21 protein-coding genes and 1 tRNA gene are annotated in these 21,877 nt (G+C 55.2%); 19 read left to right on the top strand and 3 right to left on the bottom strand.

Going from position 1 to position 21,877, the window contains the following annotated elements; all coding sequences use genetic code 11:
• Positions 1–105 precede the first annotated feature (105 nt).
• From G497_RS0110230 to G497_RS0110175, 12 genes are all read left to right on the top strand, one after another.
• A complete protein-coding gene (locus G497_RS0110230) occupies positions 106–651 on the top strand; it encodes a hypothetical protein (RefSeq protein ID WP_027188077.1) in 546 nt (181 codons plus the stop codon).
• A gap of 161 nt (positions 652–812) precedes the next feature.
• Positions 813–1,628 carry a hypothetical protein gene (locus tag G497_RS0110225; protein ID WP_027188076.1) on the top strand — a complete coding sequence of 272 codons (816 nt, stop codon included), beginning with the start codon at positions 813–815 and terminating at the stop codon, positions 1,626–1,628.
• Positions 1,629–2,138: 510 nt separating this feature from the next.
• Positions 2,139–2,891, top strand: coding sequence for a phage baseplate assembly protein V (locus G497_RS0110220; protein WP_027188075.1), 753 nt, complete (start codon positions 2,139–2,141; stop codon positions 2,889–2,891).
• A gap of 480 nt (positions 2,892–3,371) precedes the next feature.
• On the top strand, positions 3,372–3,845 hold the full coding sequence (locus G497_RS0110215; protein ID WP_027188074.1) for a hypothetical protein: 474 nt from the start codon (positions 3,372–3,374) through the stop codon (positions 3,843–3,845).
• Positions 3,814–4,986, top strand: coding sequence for a baseplate J/gp47 family protein (locus tag G497_RS0110210; RefSeq protein WP_027188073.1), 1,173 nt, complete (start codon positions 3,814–3,816; stop codon positions 4,984–4,986). The genes G497_RS0110215 and G497_RS0110210 overlap by 32 nt, the downstream gene beginning before the upstream one ends.
• A complete protein-coding gene (locus tag G497_RS19235; RefSeq protein WP_051258031.1) occupies positions 4,986–5,756 on the top strand; it encodes a phage tail protein in 771 nt (256 codons plus the stop codon). The genes G497_RS0110210 and G497_RS19235 overlap by 1 nt, the downstream gene beginning before the upstream one ends.
• Before the next feature lie 149 nt (positions 5,757–5,905).
• Positions 5,906–7,363 (top strand): phage tail-collar fiber domain-containing protein, encoded by a 1,458-nt coding sequence (locus tag G497_RS19230; protein WP_051258030.1) that lies wholly within the window; start codon positions 5,906–5,908, stop codon positions 7,361–7,363.
• An 11-nt stretch (positions 7,364–7,374) separates the two neighbouring features.
• Positions 7,375–7,986: a DUF4376 domain-containing protein gene (locus tag G497_RS0110195; RefSeq protein ID WP_027188072.1), complete on the top strand. Its 612-nt coding sequence runs from the start codon at positions 7,375–7,377 to the stop codon at positions 7,984–7,986.
• Positions 7,983–8,222, top strand: a complete 240-nt coding sequence (locus G497_RS0110190) for a hypothetical protein (RefSeq protein ID WP_027188071.1) — start codon at positions 7,983–7,985, stop codon at positions 8,220–8,222. Before G497_RS0110195 ends, G497_RS0110190 begins: the two co-directional genes overlap by 4 nt.
• Entirely contained in the window at positions 8,222–8,404 is a 183-nt protein-coding gene (locus G497_RS0110185; RefSeq protein ID WP_027188070.1) for a hypothetical protein, read from the top strand. The genes G497_RS0110190 and G497_RS0110185 overlap by 1 nt, the downstream gene beginning before the upstream one ends.
• A 204-nt stretch (positions 8,405–8,608) precedes the next feature.
• Positions 8,609–8,761, top strand: a complete 153-nt coding sequence (locus G497_RS19865) for a Com family DNA-binding transcriptional regulator (RefSeq protein WP_084516194.1) — start codon at positions 8,609–8,611, stop codon at positions 8,759–8,761.
• Between the two features lie 20 nt (positions 8,762–8,781).
• A complete protein-coding gene (locus G497_RS0110175) occupies positions 8,782–9,591 on the top strand; it encodes a DNA adenine methylase (protein WP_027188069.1) in 810 nt (269 codons plus the stop codon).
• Between the two features lie 315 nt (positions 9,592–9,906).
• On the opposite strand, the gene G497_RS0110170 is transcribed toward G497_RS0110175, so the two are convergent.
• Positions 9,907–9,983, bottom strand: a tRNA-Arg gene (locus tag G497_RS0110170).
• Between the two features lie 582 nt (positions 9,984–10,565).
• Here G497_RS0110170 and G497_RS20460 point away from each other — a divergent pair.
• The 3 genes from G497_RS20460 (at position 10,566) to G497_RS0110150 (ending at position 13,291) form a co-directional block, all read left to right on the top strand.
• Complete coding sequence (locus G497_RS20460; protein WP_211228758.1) at positions 10,566–10,934, top strand: hypothetical protein; 369 nt, start codon at positions 10,566–10,568, stop codon at positions 10,932–10,934.
• 63 nt (positions 10,935–10,997) lie between these two features.
• Positions 10,998–12,275, top strand: coding sequence for an adenylosuccinate synthase (locus G497_RS0110155; RefSeq protein ID WP_027188067.1), 1,278 nt, complete (start codon positions 10,998–11,000; stop codon positions 12,273–12,275).
• Positions 12,272–13,291 carry a DNA polymerase III delta subunit-related protein gene (locus tag G497_RS0110150; RefSeq protein ID WP_084516192.1) on the top strand — a complete coding sequence of 340 codons (1,020 nt, stop codon included), beginning with the start codon at positions 12,272–12,274 and terminating at the stop codon, positions 13,289–13,291. Before G497_RS0110155 ends, G497_RS0110150 begins: the two co-directional genes overlap by 4 nt.
• A gap of 184 nt (positions 13,292–13,475) precedes the next feature.
• Here the strand turns inward: G497_RS0110150 and G497_RS0110145 are convergent, their stop codons facing one another.
• The gene (locus G497_RS0110145; protein ID WP_027188065.1) at positions 13,476–16,037 is read right to left on the bottom strand and encodes a cation-translocating P-type ATPase; all 2,562 of its coding nucleotides are present in this window, start codon (positions 16,035–16,037) and stop codon (positions 13,476–13,478) included.
• A gap of 443 nt (positions 16,038–16,480) precedes the next feature.
• Here G497_RS0110145 and G497_RS0110140 point away from each other — a divergent pair, with 443 nt between their 5' ends.
• The 4 genes from G497_RS0110140 to rimO all read left to right on the top strand — a co-directional run bounded on the left by G497_RS0110140 (position 16,481) and on the right by rimO (position 21,079).
• Positions 16,481–16,795: a thioredoxin family protein gene (locus G497_RS0110140; RefSeq protein WP_027188064.1), complete on the top strand. Its 315-nt coding sequence runs from the start codon at positions 16,481–16,483 to the stop codon at positions 16,793–16,795.
• Between the two features lie 79 nt (positions 16,796–16,874).
• Positions 16,875–17,792 carry an NAD(P)/FAD-dependent oxidoreductase gene (locus G497_RS0110135; RefSeq protein ID WP_027188063.1) on the top strand — a complete coding sequence of 306 codons (918 nt, stop codon included), beginning with the start codon at positions 16,875–16,877 and terminating at the stop codon, positions 17,790–17,792.
• A 745-nt stretch (positions 17,793–18,537) separates the two neighbouring features.
• Entirely contained in the window at positions 18,538–19,524 is a 987-nt protein-coding gene (gene galE, locus G497_RS0110125; RefSeq protein ID WP_027188062.1) for a UDP-glucose 4-epimerase GalE, read from the top strand.
• A 244-nt stretch (positions 19,525–19,768) separates the two neighbouring features.
• The gene (gene rimO, locus G497_RS0110120; RefSeq protein WP_027188061.1) at positions 19,769–21,079 is read left to right on the top strand and encodes a 30S ribosomal protein S12 methylthiotransferase RimO; all 1,311 of its coding nucleotides are present in this window, start codon (positions 19,769–19,771) and stop codon (positions 21,077–21,079) included.
• Between the two features lie 320 nt (positions 21,080–21,399).
• Here the strand turns inward: rimO and G497_RS0110115 are convergent, their stop codons facing one another.
• Positions 21,400–21,873 (bottom strand): putative adhesin, encoded by a 474-nt coding sequence (locus G497_RS0110115; RefSeq protein WP_027188060.1) that lies wholly within the window; start codon positions 21,871–21,873, stop codon positions 21,400–21,402.
• Between the last annotated feature and the right edge of the window lie 4 nt (positions 21,874–21,877).

Here is a 21,877-nt window from a genome sequence, read left to right as displayed (position 1 = left end):
AGACGGCAGTCGCGAGCATAGCGAGCCGTGGAGCGAGGGCGGAGGGAACAGACAGCTTTGCTGGCTGTTCATCTCAACGTAGCCCGAACGGAGAAAGAAAAAAACATGCAATACCTTACGTTTGACGATGGAATCGTCAGCCTTGGCGGGGCAGAACTGCCGGGCCTTTTGGCTTCCCTCACCATTTCCGGTGAAGTACGCTTCGACGAAGCCAAAACCGATGGCCAAAGTGGCAAAAAGAAAACCCCCATGGGGTATGAAGACGCCACCGTCAACATCGACCTGGAACTACTCACCGACGATTCCGGCACCTGCTACGATAAACTCACCACCATTTCCCGCCAGTTCAAAGACGTAAACCCCAGGGCCGCCCCCAAAATAGTGGGGGTGGTCAACCGCCACCTGCGGGCCCGCAACATCAACCAGGTGGTGTTCTCCGGCCTTTCCAGCCGGGAAACCAACCGCGACGACACCATCATGGCGTCGCTGACATTTACTGAACATATTCCCCCCATCACCGTTGCGGAAAACCGGGTGGTGGGCAAAACTCTGGCAGAACAACAAGCCGCTGCAACGGGTAACAAGGGCACGGCCCCTGCTGCGCCCAGCGCCAAGCCTAATGAGAAGGTTCTGGTTATTGACACCAATTGACGACAAAAATTGACTGAATTTAGAAACGCTCAGTTTTTCGTTTGGCAAGGCGCGAGCTTTTTTGGAAGCGGGTGCTGGACTCTTTGGTCCTGCCCCGCTTCAAAAAAAGCAAGCAACGCCGCCAAACGGAATAACTCAGCGTTTCCGCAAGGAGAACATACTTGCAAATAACTATTGACGGTATCCAAACCAGCGCAATAGCCGCCGGGAAAGAATATCTGCGCCTGCCCAGCTTCTGGCTGGAAAGTATCCGGCGCTGCCCCCTTACCCGTGGTGGCCTTACCCTGCCAGACCCCACAGGGGAAGAAATACAACGCATCAGCAAGGGCAATGCCGTTACGGTGGTCATGGGCTACAGGGGGGAAGCGCCAGGCTGCTGGCAGGCGGAAGTAACATGGGTACGCCCCGGCACACAGCACCAGGTGGAACTGGGGCTGGTGGCAGCAGATGCCGCCTTTGCCCGTAAACGCTTTACCGAAGCCTGGATGCACGAAACGCCGGAAGCCATCTTGCGCCGGGTGCTTTCGGCAGCAGGCATTGTGCCCGGCACTATCAACGCCCCCGGCTGCACCTTGCCGCGTTTTGCCGTAAGTAATGAGAACGTGTGGCAAATTGCGGAAAAGCTGGAACTTACCTGCCAGCAAGCCTTTGCCATTGATACCAGCCGCTGGGCCCTGTTTATGGACAGTACCGGCACGGCCCACTGGGGCGACATGGACGCCCCGGACCAAACCAGCGTGCCCGGAGTTGTCACCGGCGGCAACCTTATTGTGCATAGCCCCGCCACCGACGCAGCCGCCCTTGGCCAGGTGGAAACATTCTTGCTGCCCCATATGCGCCATAGTCACCAGTTCCGGCTGCAAGATATGTATAGGGGCGTGTCCGGCCTGTACCGGGCACAACGTGTGCGCCACGAGGTCACAGGGCACAAGGCCCGCACGTTTTTATGGTATGGCACAGAGCATGGCAGATATTAGGGAAACGTCCATTTGTTCCGTTTGGCGACGTTGGGTGGGGGAAGGTTGTGCTTCTGGATTGCAGGAGAAAAACTAGCCTTTTTGGTGCAGGCGGCGTTGGCGGCGAATTTTCCTTCAGGGCAGTATTTATATACAGCCCCTTGAAAAATCCGCCGCCGCCTTGCCTGCACACAAAAATTCTATCATTTCCCCCCTGCCATCCAGAGAGTACCCCCCCGGCAAAACCGCGAAGCGCGGCCCTTGCCGGGTTTTAGGGTGGCTTCGCCCATAAAAACAAGCACCTTGCCACACCAAAATACTGAACTTTTTCCGAGCCTCATTTTTAGGTCGTTGCTAAAGCACCCTTTCCTAAAGCCGACGGCAGTCGCGAGCGTAGCGAGCCGTGGAACGACAAGGCGGGGCGAAGGCGGCTTTGCCGCCGAAGCATATATCCCGCAGCAGGAGTGGAGAAGGTCGGGTTTGGGGAGGCAGAGCCTCCCCAAGTAAGCAACAAAGAATAAAAGGAATACCATGCCAGACTTACGCGCCCGCATGAAGCGACTAGTGGAACTGTGCCAGCCAGACCTGCGCAAATACTACCGCATGCCCCGCAAGGGGCGCATCGTGGCAGCTTACGCATCAGAAGGTGGCCAGTGGTTTGCCGACGTCCAGCCCCTGCGTAACGATGAAAGCGACGACACCACAGAACCCGTGCTGCCCAAGCTGGAACTGCCCATTCTGTGGGGCGGGGAAAACCGGGGCGTTGTGTGCCCGCCTGCCGTGGGCACCTACTGCATTGTGGGCTACCTGGACGGCGACCCAAGCTATCCCTTCATCATGCACATTCGCTGGTACAACCAGCAGGCCCCGGCAGCGGAATTGACGGAATTCATTATCCAGCAAGAACCGGGCGTGCACATTAAAATTGATAAAAAACATAAGGTGCTTACCCTTACCCCCACCAATGTGGAAGATGAAGCTGGCAAAGACTGGGTGGTGAAGGTGGGCAACAATACCACCATTGAAACAGGCAAAAACACCGTTATCAAATCCGGCAGCGAAATAACGGCGCAGGCCCCGCAAATTAACATCATTGGCAACCAAACCAGCACCGGGGAAAACGGCGGCATTGGCACCACGAATGAAAGAAGCCACCGCACCCACGAGGGCAGCTACAGCTTAACAGGCCCACAAACGGTGGCAGGCAATGTCAGCATTAGCGGCAGCCTCACCGTTTCCGGGGGTATTCATGGCAAGGTTGTGGGGTGTACCGGATGCGGGTAGGGGAAAACATCCATTTTTTGCGTTTGGCGGCGTTGCTTTGCTTTTTTGAAAACAGTCGAGGACGGAAGAGTCCACTCCTGTTTCCAAAAAAACTCGCGCCTTGCCAAACACAAAAACTGAACGTTTTCCTAGTGCCCGGCTTAGAAAGTAGTCAAAACACCGCGCACGAATTATTATTCTCCACGCGAAGCCACCTTAAAACCCGGCAAGGGCCGCGCTTCGCGGTCTTGCCGGGGGGGTACTCTCTGGATGGCAGGGGGGAAATGATAGAATTTTTTGCGCAGACGAGGCGGCGGTGGATTTTTCAAGGGGCTGTATATAAATACTGCCCCGCAGGAAAATTCGCCGCCAACGAAGTCTGCGTAAAAAAGGCTAGTTTTCCCCCTGCAATCCAGAAGCACAACCTTCCCCACCTCCATTTCCTCCCATATTCCCCGCCGCGCCCCTGCCTTTCCCTGCCGTTTCTTTTACTCTCCCCCCATGAACAACACACCAGCACACCCCGCCCACCTCTTCGGTGCCGACATCGCCGTTGGCAACAACTTCCAGGCTTCCGTCGCCGCCAACGGCGAGCTGGTGCTGGTGGAAGGCTGTGAATGCGCCGTGCAAATGGTGGCCCTGCGCCTGTTCGTGCTCCTCGGCAACCTGTTCTACGATGTCGACTTCGGCTCCCTCACCCTCATGTGGATACGTGAAGAATCCACCCCCACCACCCGCGCCGCCCTGTGCGTGGAAGTGGAAACCCGCACCAACATCGACCCCCATGTGCAGCCCGGCACCGCCCGCTGCACCGTACAAGGCTGGAACCACGAAGGCGTGGACCTGGCCCTTGAATTTACCCTGGTGGAAGAACCCCACCCGCAGCTCCTCATGCTGCGCGTGGCAGAACACAACGGCACCCTGGTTATGGAGATACTGAAAAATGCGAACCCCCGCCCAAGTGCCCGTCCATAAAACCCTGGAAGAATGCCGGGAACTGGTTTTTTCCCATGTGCAAGAAGTGCATGAAGACTACCAGAACAAAGGCTGGCTGCCTGCCCGGCTCAACCTTAATGCAGGCATCGTGCGCGGCCTTTTAGAAATTTACGCCTGGGTGCTGTGGGCCTTTTACGAATTTTTGCGCCGCAGCCTGCCCCAGGCATTCCCCTTGCAGGCCGAAGGTGACTGGCTGAACCTGCATGCCGACCAGGTTACCCTGGAACGGCGGGAAGCCACCCGCGCCAGCGGGCATGTGCTGTTTTCCCGCGCCCCAGGGGTAACCGGCAACATCCGCATTCCCGCCGGGCGCATCGTTCGTACCCGGCCCGATGGCCGGGGCAACGTCTACCGCTACATCACCCAAGGCGAAGCCGTGCTGCCAAACGGGGAAGAAACCGTGGCCGTGCCGGTGCAGGCGGAAGAATACGGCCAGGCTGCCAACGCCACCGCCGGGCAAATTTGCGAAATTTCCACCCACATTCCCGGCATTGCAGGCGTGAACAATACCGAAGACTGGCTGCAAGAAGAAGGGGCCAATACGGAAACAGACGCCCAATTGCAGGAACGCTATGTGCTGGCCTGGCTGGAAAAGGCAGGCTGCACAGCGGCTGCCTATAAATCGTGGGCGCTGGCCGTGCCCGCCGTCCTCACGGCGGAAATTCTGGACCAGCACCCACGCGGCGAAGGCACCGTAGACGTAGTGGTGCGGGGCACCGCAGGCATTCCCACAGAATCGTTGCTGGAAAAGGTGCGGGCCTCCATTGCCCACAAAATTCCCGTCAACGACCGCTGGCTGGTCAAAGCCCCGGTGGAAGTGCCCGTGGCCTTGCTCCTGCATGCAGAATTTTCTTCCGGCAGCCCGGAAACTGGCAAGCAGGAAGTGGAAAACCGCTTGCGGGCGCTCTTTCCCGGCAGTGGCAGCAACATGGAAGACGTGCCTACCTTTGGCATTGGTGAAGATTTTACGCGGGATAAAGCCGTGGCCGCCTGCATTGGCAAGGTGGCCGGGCTCAAGCGCCTGGTGTGGCAAACCCCGGCAGATGTGGTTGCCGTGCCCCAAGACGGCCTGGTGGCCCTGGCCAGCCTCACCCTTACCGCAGGCATGGTGCAGCAGTAATGGCCATTCCACCCGGCAACGTCACCCAGGGTGCTACACCCCAGGGCTTGCCCCTGCCAGCCCTGCCCATACCACCGTTCTTCTGGCAGTGGTTCTGCACCGTGTTGCGCTGGCCTTTCCTGCTCATGGGCGGCCCCATTGCCTGCCTGTGCGCGGGCATTGCCAGCGCCGCAGACCACGTGCTGGCAGACGTGCGTTGGTTCGTGAACCAGTGGAACCCGGCAACGTGTGAAAAAGAATATGTAGACCGCTTTGGCGCTGCCCGTGGCCTTACCCGCCACTGGCGGGAAACAGAAGAAATGTGGCGGCGCAGGGTATGCGCGGCCATGGCCTGGCACAAACTGGCAGGCCGCACCCTAGGCATGCCCCAAATTTTGGCCCACTACGGCTACACCGGCAGCGTCATCATTAATAGGGCGGAAGAGGGCGAAGAAGCCCTGTGGGCGCACTTCCGGTGTGAATTTGGCGGGGAATACCCCATAACGGATGAAGACTATGAACTCATTAAATGGGTGCTGAACACCACAAAACCCGCCAAAAGCATTTTGGAATCCAGCACCCTGATATTGAAACCCAAAGCCACACTGTACATTGCCGCCGCTATGGTGGCAGGCCAGGTGGTCACCATTGCCCCCTGGGTGCGGCCTATTCGTACAGCACACAATTCCACCTATCTGCACCTTGGCTGGCAGGCGTGGAATATCTACACAATTCAACCTTTAGCTACTCTTGGGGGACCCTGTCCCCCAAACCCCCAGCAAGGGGAATGATTCCCCTTGACCCCCATTTACGTTTACTCTCCCGCAACGCGGGAAAGTAAACGCGGATGCGGGTTCCAAGGGCATCATGCCCTTGGCGGTGGGGAATGGGGAGGCAGAGCCTCCCCATATAATAACTGAATACAAGGAGTATCGCCATCATGGCACAAGAATACTACATGCTGCTCACAGAAGCTGGCCTTGCCGCCTATGCCCGTGCAGGCGCAGGCGGCCCCAGCGTGGCCTACGCCTTTGCCGCCGTGGGCGACGGTGCTGGCCAGCCCGTGCAACCAGCGGAAAACTGGACAAAACTTGCGCGTGAAGTGTGGCGCGGTGAACCCATTCTGGTGGATGTAGACAAGGATAACCCGCGCATTGTGGTGGTGGAAATGTACATTCCCCACGCCGTGGGCGGCTTCACCGTGCGTGAGGTGGGCCTGTTCGATGCCGCAGGCACCATGCTGGCCGTGGGCAACTACCCGGAAAGCTACAAGCCCACAGTAGATAACGGGGCCGGGGTGGAAATGCGGGGCCGGTTCATGGTGGAACACACCAACGCGGAAAAAACCACCCTGAAGATAGACCCCGCCATCGTCATGGCCAGCCGGGAATATGTAGATAAATTCGCTTACGTCATCATCAAGGCCCATAATGAAGCGCCAGACTCCCACGCGCCTGTGCAAGAGGCTTGTGGTAAAAAATACGTCCCGCAAATCCGCGAAATAAAGACCACGGCACCTCTCACAGGGGGTGGTGTTTTAAGTAAAGACCTTACACTGGGTTTTCAACCCGGCCCAGACAACACCTATCTTGCCAGCTTGGGTGGTAAAACGGAATGGCGTCCTGCTAGTATTCCGTTGTCTGCCGATGTAGTTATCTACGTGCGCAAGGATGGCAACAATACAAATAACGGGTTGAAAAACACGCCTGCGGGGGCTGTCGCGACAATTACACGGGCACTAGTAATTCTGGGGCAATATAATGGGCTGGGTATCTATTCTGCCACAATCGTTATTGGGGTCGGGATATACACAGAATCTATTGTGCTTGGTGCGCACAGTAGCATGGGTTTTACCTCTCTGGTTTTTCAAGGGGAAAATGCAGACAGTACAAAAATTACCGCCAGCAGGGATGACTTCACTATTTATGCACTGGCGGCAATGAACGTAACGTTTAAAAATGTAACAGTGGCAGGGGATACAACCATAGCCATGGTGGGAGCTTATTACTATGCGTCCTTGTCCTTTGTTGGTTGCCACTTTGTAGGCCCCTCGCGCATTTGTCTCCGCGCACGGTCTGCGGAAATATCATTGTATGGCAACACAAAAATTTCGGGCGCTTTCACCGAAAGTGTTTTCTCGTTAGCCTACGCCGCAGTAGCTATTTTATGGGATTCATTTGATGTAACTGGTTCTGCCAAATGCTTTGTAGCAATTAGTGATTTTTCAGTATTTACAACGTGCCACACCTATTTAGCCACATTTACCGGTGCTTTCACGGGCATACGTTTTTTTATGGGGCCAGCGTCGCACATTTATTCCGGTGGACGTGGGGCTAATTTTTTGCCCGGTAACGTTGCGGGCACCGTGCCTGCAAACCAATATTGTATTTATTCGTAAGGAGTTGGAATATGGATTTTGTAAAAGAAGCTTGGTACTGGCAACTGCCAGATGGCCGCGTGTGGTCTACCGCTGCCAGCTCATTTGTAGATGCAGCAGTGGCACAAGCCTGGGCCAAAGCCACTGGCCTGTCGCAAATTCCCCCAAGCCCCGTAGATGCTGAAGGGCAAAGAACCCTGCACGGCTTGCAGGATGCATTGGTATTCTATGGTTTGCCCCTTGGCGAACTTACCCCGTCGCAAACACTGGCAGAACAGCTTGCCCAAATTGATGCCGAAACATCCACCGCCATCCTTGCTGGTTTTCCTTATGACATCAATGGCAAAACGCTGCATTTTTCCTACAAACTGGAAGACCAGCAAAACTTTGCCGATACCGCCAACGCGGCAACACTGGCCACCATGGGCGTGCCCGGCGTACCCCAAAGCGTTACCTGGAACGGCTGGGAGCATGCAAAAGATGCAGAAGACAACACAACCCGCCAGCTTGTGCGGCTTACACTCACCCCGCAAGAGTTCCTGGCGCTTTACCTGCAAGGGGCGCTGGCGCATAAGGCAACGTGCATGGAACTTGGCGGGCAACGTAAAGCAGCGCTGGAAGCTGAAAGCGAAACTGTCGCATGAACCGCCTGAAAGCTTTGTTAATTGCCATTGACCAACTGTTCAATACTCTCTTAGGTGGCTGGCCAGATGAAACACTCTCAAGCCGGGCCTGGCGCTGGGAAAAAAACGGGAAAAGAAGCTGGCCCAGACGTGTCATTGATTCTCTTTTTTTCTTTGACCCTAACCACTGTAAAGCAAGCTTTGAAAATGAACGCCTTGGGCGGCAACTGCCACCGGAAATGCGGGAACAAAAGTAATGCCACACAAAAATAGCGCCGTGCTTGATGCCCTGCTCAATATGATAATCGCAAAACGCTGGGACTATAGCACACCAATAACCTGCCCGCCGGGCCACACCACCTGCCCCGGCGGTGATGAAGCCAAATGCCACGCCTGCTGGAAAAAAGCAGCGGAAGATAAAGCCGGAAGGGTGGCATAATAGCGTAGAATTGTTCTTTGACAACGGAAGAGAGAGAAAAAAGGAAAGCAGGCAGGCAGGGCGCGCCAACGCCCCACCGAACGGTATTGACCTACCGCCCACGGCCCCCAGGCACCTAAGCCATGCCCGGTTCGTTCCGCTGCCTCGTCCACGCGCGGACACAAAAGAAGTACAGCGGAAAAGGCAAGCACACAAGGTGTATTCATGCCAGAAATTCGTTGTGGTCACTGTCACCGGCTTCTCGCCAAAGGCACCGCCCTCAGCATTACCATCAAATGCCCCCGGTGCGCCACCCTTAACCACATAACCAGCGGCGCGGGCTCCCCCGCACAGACCGCCAAACCCATGAAGGCCTAGAGCCTCTGTAAGGATACTCTATGCCAAACAACCTTTCTCTTGCCTGCCGCCCCCCGCTTGCCGGGTGGATGGGCGGCAAAAGCCTTCTTGCCAAACGTATTATTGAACGCTTGCCACAACACACCTGCTACGTGGAACCCTTTGCCGGTGCCGCCTGGGTGCTGTTTAAAAAGCCAGAGAGCCGCGTGGAAGTTATCAACGACATCAACAAGGAAGTTATCACCCTGTACCGTTGCCTCCAATGGCACCTGGAAGAATTCATGCGCTACTTCAAATGGGTGCTGGTAGCCCGCGAAGAATTCGAGCGCCTGAAGACAGCACCCCCGGAAACCCTTACCGACATCCAACGGGCCGCCCGGTTCTACTACCTGCACCAGGCCTGCTTCGGTGGCAAAATAACTGGCCCGACCTTTGGATACGCTCTTACCCGCCCCAGCAAACTGAACCTGCTGCGCCTGGAAGAATACCTCTCTGCCGCACACCTTCGCCTCTCCCGCGTGTATGTGGAATGCCTGCCCTATAGCGACATTATACACCGCTACGACGGGCCAGAAACGTGCTTCTACATAGACCCACCATACTGGAACTGCGAAAATTACTACGGCCCGGACATCTTCAGCCAGGAAGACTTCACAAAACTGAATACACAACTCTCCGGCATCAAAGGTAAATTCCTCCTTAGCCTGAATGATACCCCCGAAGTGCGCACTATATTCAACCAGTTCACCATTGAAAGCGTGAACACTAAATATACCTGTAACAAAGAAAAAAATATAACAGCAGGAGAAGTGCTTATCAGCAACTATACCCCCGAATCAAAACCTCGGTGACCAAATACATCCAGCACAATAAACACACATAATAATACACCATGTAGCACCACAAAACTGTGCTAAAAATAACACTGCACACTACCACCCATACCACATAAAAAACACGGGCCAGGCGCAAGCCTGACCCGTGTAAATTCCTTCAAAAATTCTTTTCCTCAATTCTCATCTTTCTTGCAAGGGATTCTCACCTACCGCGTCCGCTCACACAGAGATTGAACGACGTGCTGTGAGGGCTACAGGAAAGTAAAAGAGAAAAGCCTGTGCCAAAAAACAAAAAAAGGGCTTACTGATGTTCAGTAAGCCCTTAAAATTTGGTGCGCCGACAGGGGCTCGAACCCCGCACCTACTGCTTAGAAGGCAGTTGCTCTATCCAACTGAGCTATCGGCGCACTTTGCACACAAGCGTATATGCCGTGCGTGAAGAGCAGGAAAGTAGGACAAAACGTCCTGCCTGTCAATCATGCCACGGGGCATGAAAAAATACCTTGGGCCACGCCCCGGCAATTACCCCTATTTTTTGTTTGCTAGGATGCGAATCTTTGGCGTATACTGGCATTGTTGAACAGTCGTGCCCAGCGAAAATACGGGCACCAGCCCCTGCATGCAGTGGGCAGGTGCGTGTGGCTGAAGCTTGGGGACACCCTTGTTTTAACGATTTTTTGGAAACGCTCAGTTTTTCGTTTGGCAAGGCACGAGCTTTTGCTTGAAGCAGGAGTGAAAATTCCGCAGGAAAGCGGAATTAGGAACCGCCCACAGGGCGGGAGCCAAAGGCCGAGGCCCAGGATGGGCCAAGTCAACTCTTCCGTCCTCGACTGTTTCAAAAAAAGCAAAGTAACACCGCCAAACGGAAGAACTCAGCGTTTACTCAGGAAGCGCTGCCTGACAGCTTGCCGCATATAAAGCAAACTGATGGGCCGCGCCATACGTGTGCGCTACATACAGCACGCGCAACAAGGTGAAGGAGCCTGCCCATGGAAAGAATGCTGCAAAAGCTGGCTGGCACACTGAACAGCTATGATGAAGCTTCGCTGATGAACCTGTGGCAGAAATATGCCATGCAAGTGCATGAGTTTGAACCAAGCAAGCGGTGGGAAGAAGCAGCCCTGGCCCTTTGCATGATTCAGGCGGTGCAATGGAAAAATAAGCTATTCAACTATAATCTCATGCTCCAGGCGGAAAACACGGCAGATATGCCCCCCCCGCCAGAACCAACCCTGCCCCCCGCCAATTTATTTGTGCAGGGCAAAGAGTATCAGGGCAAAGGGCATGAAGGCCGCAAGCCTGCCAAAAAACAGGCTCCCACCAAAGCAACGGTTTTGAGCTTTCCCAAAAAAGACTGACCACAAGCGCGCGCCGCGCAGCCCATGGCTATGCCCGGGGCACTGGGCGCCAAGGAGAATTGCATGTCCAACATAGTTATTATTGGTGCGCAATGGGGCGACGAAGGCAAGGGAAAAATTGTTGACCTGCTTTCCCCTGAAATTGCTGCCATTGTCCGCTTTCAAGGCGGCAATAACGCGGGCCACACTGTTAAGGTAAAAGGCCAGCAGTATATTTTGCATCTTATTCCTTCGGGCATTCTGCATGAAGGCAAGCTGTGCCTTATTGGCAACGGCGTGGTGGCAGACCCCGTGGTACTGTGCCAGGAAATGGAAGCACTTGCCACCCAGGGCGTGCCCATTAGCCCGGACCGCTTTAAAATTTCCTACAAAGCCCACATGATTATGCCGTACCACAAAGTGCTGGACCAAGCCCGCGAAGCCAGCAAAAAAGACGGCAAAATTGGCACCACTGGCCGCGGTATTGGCCCGTGCTATGAAGATAAAGCCGCCCGCATTGGCATTCGCGCTGCCGACCTTGTAGACACAGCCCTGCTGCGGGAAAAAATTGGCAAAGCCCTGCAGGAAAAAAATGCCCTGCTCCAATACCTGTATGGTTCTGCCCCGCTGGACGCAGACGCCGTGCTGGCAGAAATTTTGCCCGCCGCCCAAAAGCTGGCCCCCTACCTTGCGGACGTAAGCAGCGCCCTGCAAGACTGCGTGGCCAAAGGTGGCAACATTATGTTTGAAGGGGCCCAGGGCATTCACCTGGACATTGACCACGGCACCTACCCCTTTGTGACCTCTTCCAACACTGTGGCAGGCAACGCCGCCGCTGGTAGCGGGGTGGCTCCTTCCGCCCTGGACCGCGTAGTGGGCATTGTAAAAGCCTACACCACCCGCGTGGGCGCCGGGCCATTCCCCACCGAGCAACTGAATGAAGCAGGGGAATACCTGCAACAGAAAGGTTTTGAATTTGGGGCCACCACCGGGCGCAAGCGCCGCTGTGGCTGGCTGGACATGGTGGTACTGCGCGAATCTTCCCGCCTGTGCGGCATTACCGACATTGCCCTGACCAAGCTGGACGTACTTTCCGGCCTGGAAACACTGCACATTTGCACTGCCTATGAATACAAAGGCCAGCGCATTCAGTACCCGCCCCAGTTGGAAAATGGTATGGCCCACGTTACCCCGGTGTATGAAACCATGCCCGGCTGGAATGAGTCCATTGAAAACATCACCACCTGGGACGCCCTGCCGGAAAACGCCAAGCGCTACATTGCCCGCATTGAAGAGCTTGCACACGCCCCTGTTTCCATCGTTTCTGTTGGGCCAGGCCGGGAACAGACCATTTTGCGATGAGCACCCCCCGCGCAACTCCCGCTGCCAGAAGCCGCAAAGCTTCTGGCAGCGCTGCAAAGCCCCGTGCAGCCGCCCCGGCAGAACAGCCGGGGGAAGACGCCCTGCCCGATGAAGCTGAAGTGGCAGCGCTACTGCTGCAAGCCACCACCCTATGGAACAACCCCCGCCTTGCCCACACCCGCGCCGCCCTGCTGCGCCTTGCCACTGCCCCGCCGCAAGTGCTGCTATTTGAAGGTGGCACTGCCCAAGAACGCCTGAACACTGCCAATATTTGGGCTGCCCTTACCAACTGCCCCAACGCCAGCCCCCAAAACGGGCAAGGCCCCTGCCTGGAATGCCCGGTGTGCATGCGCTGCATTACCCACCTGCACCGCGACATCTTCTTTTTAGACGGCGCAGCCGCCAGCATTAAAATTGACGACGTGCGCGAAGTGCGCAGCGTGCTGGGTGAACCCCCGCGCGAAGCTACCCGCCGCGTTATTATTCTGCATGAAGCCCAGGCCCTGGTGGAAGCTGCCGCCAACGCCCTGCTGAAATCACTGGAAGAACCCCGGCCCGCCACATCCTTCCTGCTGCTTGCCCCCCAGCGTGAACGCCTGCTGCCCACCCTTGTTTCCCGCAGCATGGTGGTTACCCTGCCGTGGCCCAGGGCAGAACACAGCGCCGCCGCCCTGCGCAATGAACTTGCCCCGTGGGAAGCGGCTTTGTGCCAGTTTATGCTTACCGGGCAAGGGCTGTTTTCTCTTACCAGCTCCAAGGGGTCTGTTACCCCGGCCCTGGTGAACAACATCACCAACCTGTGCCGCCACGCCCTGGTGGGCTGCCTGCAAGCCCTGCACACAGGGGCCAAGCCAACAGAAGGCCTGGAAGCGCTGTTTGCCCGCCTGCCTGCCCCGCGCCTGCGCATGGTGGATGAAATTTTGGCCGAATGCCAGGAGAGCCTTGTGTACATGGCCAACCCCACTATTGTGCTGGAATGGCTGGCTACACGGCTCTATCTTCTCCTACCCCGTTAAAACGGCGTTGCTTCGGCTTTTTTGCCGGGTGGCAGGGCAAAAGAGCCCAGCCGCCCCGGTAAAAAAACCTCGCGCCTTGCCAAACGAAAAACCTCCGCCTTTTACCCCATTATAGCGTTTATTTCTTTGAATCCCCCAGCAAAAAAAGTTCCTGCCTTGCCAAACGGAATAAATGAGCGTTCCCCTAGGTGTTGAGCAATAATCGCCCCTTCCTTCGCTGTACATACTTGTACCCCTCAAACCAGAATACCGAACTCGTTCCGGCCAGAACAGCCAACAGTATTTCCCACGCCCCAGGCTGGGAAAACTGAAAAAGCCGCAGCAGAAAGGGAACCTGGAGCACTACAGTAATAAAACACAAGGCACCACCAATTACCCAGAACACGGCCGGGTTTGGTGTGCGCATAATGGTTACAAGCGATTCATGCCATGAACGGTTTGCAAGAATTGTCATGATGTTTGCCGTAACAAGGGCAATAAAGGTCATGGCCCGCATTTCTTCTGCCGGGTAGCCAAGGCGTATTGTTGTAAAGTACACAGCCAGGCAGGCAAGCAGAACCCACACGCCCTGAAAACAACTGATGCCAATTTTACGCATGCCAAAAAAGGGTTCCGTTGTTTTGTGCGGCGGCCTTGCCATAACCCCTTTTTCCGCCTGCTCGGCTTCAAACACTATGGAACAGGCCGGGTCTATAATAAGCTCCATAAAAACAACGTGCACGGGCCACAAAACAAGTGGGTACCCGGCAAACAGTACGGGAATAAGAGATAGCCCTGCAATGGGCACATGAATGGCAAATATGTAGGCAAGGGCTTTTTGCAGGTTATCAAAAACGCGCCTGCCCATTTTCATGGCATTGACAATAGAACCAAAATTATCATCCAGCAGAACAAGCGCTGCGGCTTCCCGCGCCACATCAGTCCCTTTCTCTCCCATGGCAATGCCAATGTTGGCGGCTTTTAAGGCCGGGGCATCGTTCACACCATCGCCCGTCATCACTACTATTTCGCCATTGGCTTGCAAGGCCTTTACTATTTTGAGTTTTTGTTCAGGAATAACCCTGGCAAAAATGCATGTTTCCTTCAGGCGGCGGCGCAGCTCTGCTTCATCCATTTCGGCCAGCTCACTGCCGGTAATGCATTGCTCAACGTGCTGCAACCCAATATGCTTGGCAATATTTTGTGCCGTAACAGGGTAATCGCCCGTAATCATAATAACCCGCACCCCTGCCTGCTGGCATTCTTTCACCGCAGCAGGAACTTCCGGACGAACAGGGTCTTGCAAGCCAATTAGGCCTATAAACGTAAAATCAAAGTCATGCTGTTCCTGGGGGAGGGATTCTTCCTGCACCATGGCTTTAGCTACCCCCAAAACACGCAACCCTTTGCGGGCCATGGCTTGTACGGCTTCGGCATACTGGGCCTGGGCATGGGCAGGCAGGTGGCACAAGTCAAATATTGTTTCCGGGGCACCCTTGGCAGCAATAACCCGTGTGTTTGTTGCTGCACTGCGGAACACCCTGGACATGGCCAGCAGTTTTTTAGAAAGCGGATATTCCTTGAGCATTTCCCAATCAGCATGCAGGTGTTCTGTATTCTGCAAAAAAACATCGCCCATGGCGCTAATGGCTTTTTCCATGGGGTCAAAAGGGTTCTGCTGGCTTGAAAGTATGCCATACTCAATAATGCCATGAAATTCTTCGGGAAAGTTCGTTGTTTCAGCAAATTCCCAAAAACGTTCCCCATTATAAAGTGTTACTACCTTCATGTTGTTTTCAGTAAGGGTGCCTGTTTTGTCGGTACACAACACGGTGGCAGAACCCAACGTTTCAATGGCAGAAGCATTGCGGGCAAGAACATTATTCTTGGAAATACGCCACGCCCCAAGCGCCAAAAAAATGGTGAGCACCACAGGAAACTCTTCAGGCAGTATGGCCATGGCAAGGGTTATCCCTGCCAGAAAGCTTTGTAACAGCTCCCCGCGGGTAAAATAATACACCCCCATAACAAGGGCACACAAGATAATGCCCACAAACGTCAGGCGTTTTACCAGCACCCCAATTTCTTTTTTCAGCCGTGTAGGAACTTCTTCAATTTCATTCAAGGTGCTGCCTATGCGCCCCAATTGGGTATGCATACCTGTGTGCGTCACCCTTGCCAGGCCGTGCCCCTGAACAACCATGGTTCCCGAATATACGAAAGGCCTGTCCTCGCCCCCTGGTTGTGCATCCTGCTGTTCGTCGTGCCATTCCTGCTTGCGCACGGGAACAGATTCGCCCGTCAGCATCGCTTCATCCACAAGCAGGCTTGTGCTCTGCAAAACGGTGGCATCTGCCGGAACTCTGTCCCCTTCCTGCAACACAATAATGTCGCCGCAAACAACCTCTCTTCCTGCAATGCGTACTTGTTGCCCTTCTCGTATAACCAAAGCACGGGGGCTGGCGAGGTTTTTGAGCGCTTCCAGCGCCTTTTCACTTTTTCGTTCCTGATAAAGTTCTATTCCCATAACCACAAGCACAAAACCCAACAGCATTATGCCTTCTTCCATGCTGCCAAGAATAATATATATGGTGGCACACGCAACAAGAAGCAGGAACATAGGTTCCCTGACCACACCCAGGGCAATGTACCAAAAGGTGCGCGGGGCCGTGCCCATTAACTCATTATATCCCTCTCTGGCCTGTATTGCGGCAACCTCTTGTGCAGTAAGCCCAGAATATATGTTGTCATTGGTAACATGGTCCATAGCAATGGTTTCCTCGGCTAAAATACCTGTTGTGTTGTGTACACCTGCACCTTGCAGATACAGTGAAAGCCCCCGTACAGTGTAACAGTCCTCTTATAACTCTTCTTTTATGCACAAGGAAGCGTTTTACCCGCCTACTGTCCACCCTCCAGACCCAATTCCCGTTTGGTTATTGGGTCATTTTTGCATTTATTGCATAAAAATAAGTGGAATAGATGATTATTGGCCACCTTCAAATGCATTCCCTTTTTTCAGGGGAGACTATCTAATTGTTGCCAAAACTACAGAACCCACAGTATCTTTGGTGTATACTTTGTTTCACAAAGGTCAATGAACCGCTGATTATTCGACCTTAATCAGCGGTTCCCTAAAAAACCTATGCAGCATCTTGCTGCTTCCCGTACAGTGCGAAAAAAACCACCTGTCGTTACCTAGGAGGCGTTATGTTCACCCAGCTCACATCTGCCAATTTTGCCACTACCCTTGAAAGCACCAAGGAAGGGGTTGCTCTTTTTTATAAAAAACTTTGCCCCCATTGTAAAAACATGGAAAAAGTGCTGGAAAAATTTTCTGGCCAGCGCCAGGGAATTTCTTTTTATTCTATTGATATTGAAGAAGAAGCCGACACCGCCAAAGCATTTGGTGCAGAGCGCGCCCCCACCATTCTTGTCATCAAGGGCGGTAAAGTGGCTGCCACCAAGGCCGGCCTGATGAACCCCAAGGAAATGGCTGCATTTTACGACAGCGCCAAGGCCTAGCCCCGCCACAGCACACACTGCCGCACCCGCCACTGCCACCACGCCAGACACTTTTGCACCGCTTTTGAAGGAGACCATTATGGATGCTGCTAAGCAATTTGACACCGTTATTATTGGCGGCGGCATTGCCGGCATGACAGCCGCTGTGTACCTTGCCCGTGCCAACCACTCCTGCGTGGTGCTGGAATCCAACATTACAGGCGGGCTGTGCAATTCTACCTATACAGTGGAAAACTTTCCTTCCTACACAGACATTAATGGCATGGAGCTGATGCAAAAAGTACGCGACCAGGTAGACGCCCTGGGCGTGCCTGTGGAAGAAGTGTGCGAAATTACCAGCCTTGAGTTGAACGGTGACACGAAGCGCGTACACACCGACGAAGGCGTGTATGAAGCCCCCACCATTATTCTTGCCACTGGCAGAAAGCCCCTGCCCCTGGAAGTGCCCACCCCCAGCGACCAGGTGCACCACTGTGCCATTTGCGACGGTGCCCCCTACAAGGGCAAGCGCGTGCTGGTGGTAGGCGGCGGGAACTCTGCCTTTGATGAAAGCCTATACCTGATGCAGCTTGGCGTTGCCCACCTTACCCTGGTGGAAGTAATGCCCCGCTTTTTTGCCGCGGAAAAAACGCAGGACCAGCTCATGGCCTATAAAAATGTGCGCACCATGAAAGAAACACGTGTGCATGACCTGGTGGTGGAACACAACGTGCTTACCGGGGCTGTGTTAGAGAACACCCAAACCGGAGCGCGGGAAACCATTCCTGTAGACGGCGTGTTTGTGTTCCTTGGGCAGCTTCCCAACTCCCGCCTGTTTGCCCATTCCATTACCCTGGACAAGCAGGGTTACGTGCTGGCAGACGCCAACATGCAAACCAACATACCCGGCGTATTTTCCGCTGGCGACATTAACGCCAAGACATTCCGCCAGTTGACAACCGCTGCGGCAGACGGGACTATTGCGTCCCTTATGGCTGACCGTTTTTTACGCCGCTAGGATGTGCCGCCTTTTTCCGTTTGGCGGCGTTGCTTGCTTTTTTTGAAGGGGGGCAGGGCGAAAGAGCCCAGCCCGCCCTTGCAAAAAAAGCATCGCGCCTTGCCAAACGAAAAAAATCAGCACATCCTTTCTTGCACCCTCCGGCCTCACTCGACTTTCTTTTGCTCCTGCGGCGGATAGGATGCTCCGGCGGCGTAGCCGCCTTCCTTCCACTCGGGCATCGTAGAGATGCTTCGGCAGCAAAGCTGCCTTTGCCCTCTGCCCTCGCTCCACGGCTCGCTATGCTCGCGACTGCCGTCGGCTTTAGGGAAGATTTTGGCGGAGGGGTGTATTGGGCAACACTACGACTTAGCGACATTCCAAGCCCTTGCGAGCGAGTGGAGGCACCACAGGTGCATCCACGGCGCGAGCAAGGGGGCTGTGCTTGGGCGGGGCGTTGGTAAAAAGATAGAATTTTTTGTGCAGACAAGGCGGCGGCAGTCGCGAGCGTTAGCGAGCCGTGGAGCGAGGGCGGAGGGCGAAAGCGGCTACGCCGCTGAAGCATCTCCACGCAGCCCGAGCGGAAAAAGGTCGCATGCGCGAAAAAGGCTAGTTTTACCAACGTGCCACGCCCAAAACAAAACACAAAAAACTAATCCTCTTCTGCCCCTGCATCCCGCATTCCCCCTTGACACTCGCTCCACCTCCACGCACAATACCTTCCAGAATACTCCCACTTACTACTTCAAAAACAATTTGGTGAACTATGCGTGTTCTCATCACCGGCGGTGCCGGCTACATTGGTTCCCACACCTGCAAGGCATTGGCCCAGGCAGGCCACACCCCCGTGGTGTACGACAACCTCTCCACTGGCTACCGCTCCCTGGTGCGCTGGGGCGACTTCGTGCACGGCGACATCCGCAACACCACCCTGCTTGCCAGCACCATGCGCCAGCACAGCATTGAAGGCGTCATCCATTTTGCAGCCCTTTCCTGCGTGGGGGAATCTGTTACCGATCCAGGCCTGTACTACCACAACAACGTGGTAGGCACCCACAGTATTCTGGAAGCCATGGGCCTTGCCGGGGTAAAGCACATTGTTGTTTCATCTACCTGCGCGGTGTACGGCCTGCCCCCCACTATTCCCATGGACGAAACCACCCCGCAGAACCCCATTAACCCATACGGGGCCACCAAAAGCATGATGGAACGTATGCTGGCAGACTACCACGCCCCCTATGGCCTGCACAGCGCTGCCCTGCGCTACTTCAACGCTGCCGGGTGCGATGCGGAAGGGGAAACCGGGGAATGGCACGTGCCGGAAACGCACCTTATTCCCCGCGTACTCATGGCCGCTTTTGGCGACATTCCTGCCCTGCACATTTTTGGCAACGACTACCCCACGCCAGACGGCACCTGCATACGCGACTACATTCACGTAGCAGACCTTGCCAGCGCCCATGTGCTGGCCCTGGAGCATCTGCTGGAAAATGGCGGCGTGCTGCGCCTGAACCTGGGCACAGGCAGCGGTTTTTCCGTGCAGGAAATTATTCAGGCCGCTGAACACGTGCTGGGCAAACCCGTGCCCCACACCATGGGGCCGCGCCGCCCCGGCGACCCGCCAGCCCTGGTGGCCCAGGCCGGGCTTGCCAAGGAAACCCTTGGCTGGGTGCCGCGCACCTCGCAACTGGACCACATTTTACATACCGCCGCACAGTGGTATGCCGCCACCCGCCAAAAAAACACCGTATAAGAGGCCATTGCACAATAAATTCCATTGATTTTATTGGGCGACGCTGTCCCCCAACCCCCTGCAAGGGGAATGATTCCCCTTGACCCCCATTTTCGTTCATGCTCCCGCGAAGCGGGAGCATGAACGTAGATGCGGGTTCCAAGGGCATCATGCCCTTGGCGGAGGGGTTTGGGGAGGCAGAGCCTTCCCAAATAAAAGTCAATAAAATTCATTGTGTAATTATCTCTATCAAGCAAGGATCATTGTGCTTCGTATTTATTCAACCAGCCTTGGCTGCCCCAAAAACCGGGTAGACACGGAACGCACTCTTGGCAGCATTGGCCCTGTACGCATGGTGGAAACACCAGAAGCTGCCGAGCTTATTTTCATTAACACCTGCGGGTTTATTGGCCCTGCGGTGGAAGAATCTGTCCGCACCATTCTGGAAGCCATTGAAGCCGCAGGCACCCAGCCCAAGGCCAAGCGCCCCTTTATTGCCGTGGCAGGCTGCCTTGTGGGCCGCTACGGGGCCAAAGACCTGGCCCCGGACCTGCCAGAGGTAGACCTGTTTCTGGACAACCGCGACCTTGCCAACTGGGCGGAAATGCTGTGCCAAAAGCTGGGCCTTGGCCCTGCCCCGGAAGGGCGTTTTGCCTCCACCGGGCCTTCTTACGCCTGGCTGAAAATTAGCGACGGCTGCCGCCATGCCTGTTCCTTTTGCACCATTCCTGCCATACGCGGCCCCCTGACAAGCCACCCGGAAGCCATGCTGGTGGAAGAAGCCGCAGGCCTTGTGCACAGCGGCATAAAAGAGCTTGTGCTGGTAGCCCAGGACGTCACCTCCTGGGGGCGCGACCTTGGCAAAAGCGGCGGCTTAAAACGCCTGCTGGAAAAACTGCTGCCCCTGCCGGGGCTGGAACGGCTGCGCCTGATGTACCTGTACCCCGCCGGGCTTACCCGCCCGCTGCTTTCCTTTTTGCAGGAAGCAGGCAAGCCTTTTGTACCTTATTTTGACATTCCCTTGCAGCATGCTTCCAAAAACGTGCTGCAACGCATGGGCCGCCCCTTTGCCCAAAACCCCCGCGCCGCGGTGGAACGGGTGCGGGAATTCTTTCCGCAGGCAGCCCTGCGCACCAGTATTATTGTGGGCTTTCCCGGTGAAACGGAAAAAGACTTTCAGGAACTGTGCGACTTTGTGCAGGCCACGCGCTTCCACCACCTGGGAGTGTTTGCCTACCAGCAGGAAGAAGGCACCCCTGCCGCCACCATGCCAGACCAGATTCCAGATAGAGAAAAACAGTGGCGGCGCGATGCGTTAATGGAAATTCAGGCCGATATCAGCGAAGAACTGCTGCAACAATACGTTGGGCAAACCATGGATATTCTTGTGGATGCCCCGCAAGGGGAATGGCCGGGGCTGTTCACCGGAAGGGCCTGGTTCCAGGCCCCGGAAAGCGACGGGGTAACGTATATCAGTGGGCCGGGCGCGGCCCCCGGCGCGCTGGTGCAGGCAGAAATTACCGAAGCACAAACGTATGATCTGGTGGCGCTGGTGAATGCGGAGGAGGGGGAATGAGGGGGAGTTTTTAAGAGCGGTAGCGCGTGAGTTTGTGCGGCGTGCCATTGCCATAGCACCGTCGCCCCTGCGCAGGCAGGGGGCCAGTATTGTGTCTTTTGCTTTTACCCATTTCCACTTGCCACACGCATAAGACAGCCTAACATGCTAAGAATACTGGATTCCTGCCTGCGCAGGGGCACTTTTCTTGCCACGATGCAATACTTTCGCTTTTGTCATTGCGGGCGGCAACGCCGCGTGGCAATCCATCTTCATTGTTGAGAATAAAAGGCTTACCTTCGCTCTACTGAATTGTAATATACAAAGGCAGCACACTAGGGCTATTTGAGGTCCACAGAATAGCGAATTGTTGCACCCTGCAACCCAGCGCAACAGGCCACATAACAACGTGTTGTTTTTCCTTGTCGCACAGGGATTTGCCTGACTAAATCTGCCAAGTAAGCCGCATTTCCCCCTATTGACGGAGAAATGATTCCCGTTGCGCCATCAACCCGAATTTCCGGAGCATGCTGCAAACGGTAAGAGGGAACTTGCTCGTCCGCCCTGTACGTACGCGGGGTGTAGTTGGCGTCCTTGATTTCGCTGGTTGTTCGTTCACGCAAACATAGGTCGCAGATTTCATTGTTCACCATGGCTTGACCAAGCCGTATCTTTACGGCGGCGTTGGGCACAGCCAAAAGGATCAGTTCGATGCCTTCAGGGGCGGTAAACTCACCAAACCACTCAGCCTCTCCCTCCGGGTAGCTGCCATGTCCAAGAATCAAGTACTCACCGTTCGTTCTTTGAATACGCATAACA

The sequence above is a fragment of the Desulfovibrio cuneatus DSM 11391 genome (assembly GCF_000430005.1).
Classification (GTDB): Bacteria; Desulfobacterota; Desulfovibrionia; order Desulfovibrionales; family Desulfovibrionaceae; genus Frigididesulfovibrio; species Frigididesulfovibrio cuneatus.
Note: the sequence above shows the minus strand (reverse complement) of the source record. Positions and strands in the feature narration are given on the sequence as shown.

What these genes read in the sequence shown, in the direction of transcription:
- G497_RS0110230 (WP_027188077.1), top strand. Translation starts at nt 106, where the DNA reads ATGCAATACCTTACGTTTGACGATGGAATCGTCAGCCTTGGCGGGGCA.
- G497_RS0110220 (WP_027188075.1), top strand. Translation starts at nt 2,139, where the DNA reads ATGCCAGACTTACGCGCCCGCATGAAGCGACTAGTGGAACTGTGCCAG.
- G497_RS0110215 (WP_027188074.1), top strand. Translation starts at nt 3,372, where the DNA reads ATGAACAACACACCAGCACACCCCGCCCACCTCTTCGGTGCCGACATC.
- G497_RS0110210 (WP_027188073.1), top strand. Translation starts at nt 3,814, where the DNA reads ATGCGAACCCCCGCCCAAGTGCCCGTCCATAAAACCCTGGAAGAATGC.
- G497_RS19235 (WP_051258031.1), top strand. Translation starts at nt 4,986, where the DNA reads ATGGCCATTCCACCCGGCAACGTCACCCAGGGTGCTACACCCCAGGGC.
- G497_RS19230 (WP_051258030.1), top strand. Translation starts at nt 5,906, where the DNA reads ATGGCACAAGAATACTACATGCTGCTCACAGAAGCTGGCCTTGCCGCC.
- G497_RS0110195 (WP_027188072.1), top strand. Translation starts at nt 7,375, where the DNA reads ATGGATTTTGTAAAAGAAGCTTGGTACTGGCAACTGCCAGATGGCCGC.
- G497_RS0110190 (WP_027188071.1), top strand. Translation starts at nt 7,983, where the DNA reads ATGAACCGCCTGAAAGCTTTGTTAATTGCCATTGACCAACTGTTCAAT.
- G497_RS0110185 (WP_027188070.1), top strand. Translation starts at nt 8,222, where the DNA reads ATGCCACACAAAAATAGCGCCGTGCTTGATGCCCTGCTCAATATGATA.
- G497_RS19865 (WP_084516194.1), top strand. Translation starts at nt 8,609, where the DNA reads ATGCCAGAAATTCGTTGTGGTCACTGTCACCGGCTTCTCGCCAAAGGC.
- G497_RS0110175 (WP_027188069.1), top strand. Translation starts at nt 8,782, where the DNA reads ATGCCAAACAACCTTTCTCTTGCCTGCCGCCCCCCGCTTGCCGGGTGG.
- G497_RS20460 (WP_211228758.1), top strand. Translation starts at nt 10,566, where the DNA reads ATGGAAAGAATGCTGCAAAAGCTGGCTGGCACACTGAACAGCTATGAT.
- G497_RS0110155 (WP_027188067.1), top strand. Translation starts at nt 10,998, where the DNA reads ATGTCCAACATAGTTATTATTGGTGCGCAATGGGGCGACGAAGGCAAG.
- G497_RS0110150 (WP_084516192.1), top strand. Translation starts at nt 12,272, where the DNA reads ATGAGCACCCCCCGCGCAACTCCCGCTGCCAGAAGCCGCAAAGCTTCT.
- G497_RS0110145 (WP_027188065.1), bottom strand. Translation starts at nt 16,037, where the DNA reads ATGGACCATGTTACCAATGACAACATATATTCTGGGCTTACTGCACAA.
- G497_RS0110140 (WP_027188064.1), top strand. Translation starts at nt 16,481, where the DNA reads ATGTTCACCCAGCTCACATCTGCCAATTTTGCCACTACCCTTGAAAGC.
- G497_RS0110135 (WP_027188063.1), top strand. Translation starts at nt 16,875, where the DNA reads ATGGATGCTGCTAAGCAATTTGACACCGTTATTATTGGCGGCGGCATT.
- galE (WP_027188062.1), top strand. Translation starts at nt 18,538, where the DNA reads ATGCGTGTTCTCATCACCGGCGGTGCCGGCTACATTGGTTCCCACACC.
- G497_RS0110115 (WP_027188060.1), bottom strand. Translation starts at nt 21,873, where the DNA reads ATGCGTATTCAAAGAACGAACGGTGAGTACTTGATTCTTGGACATGGC.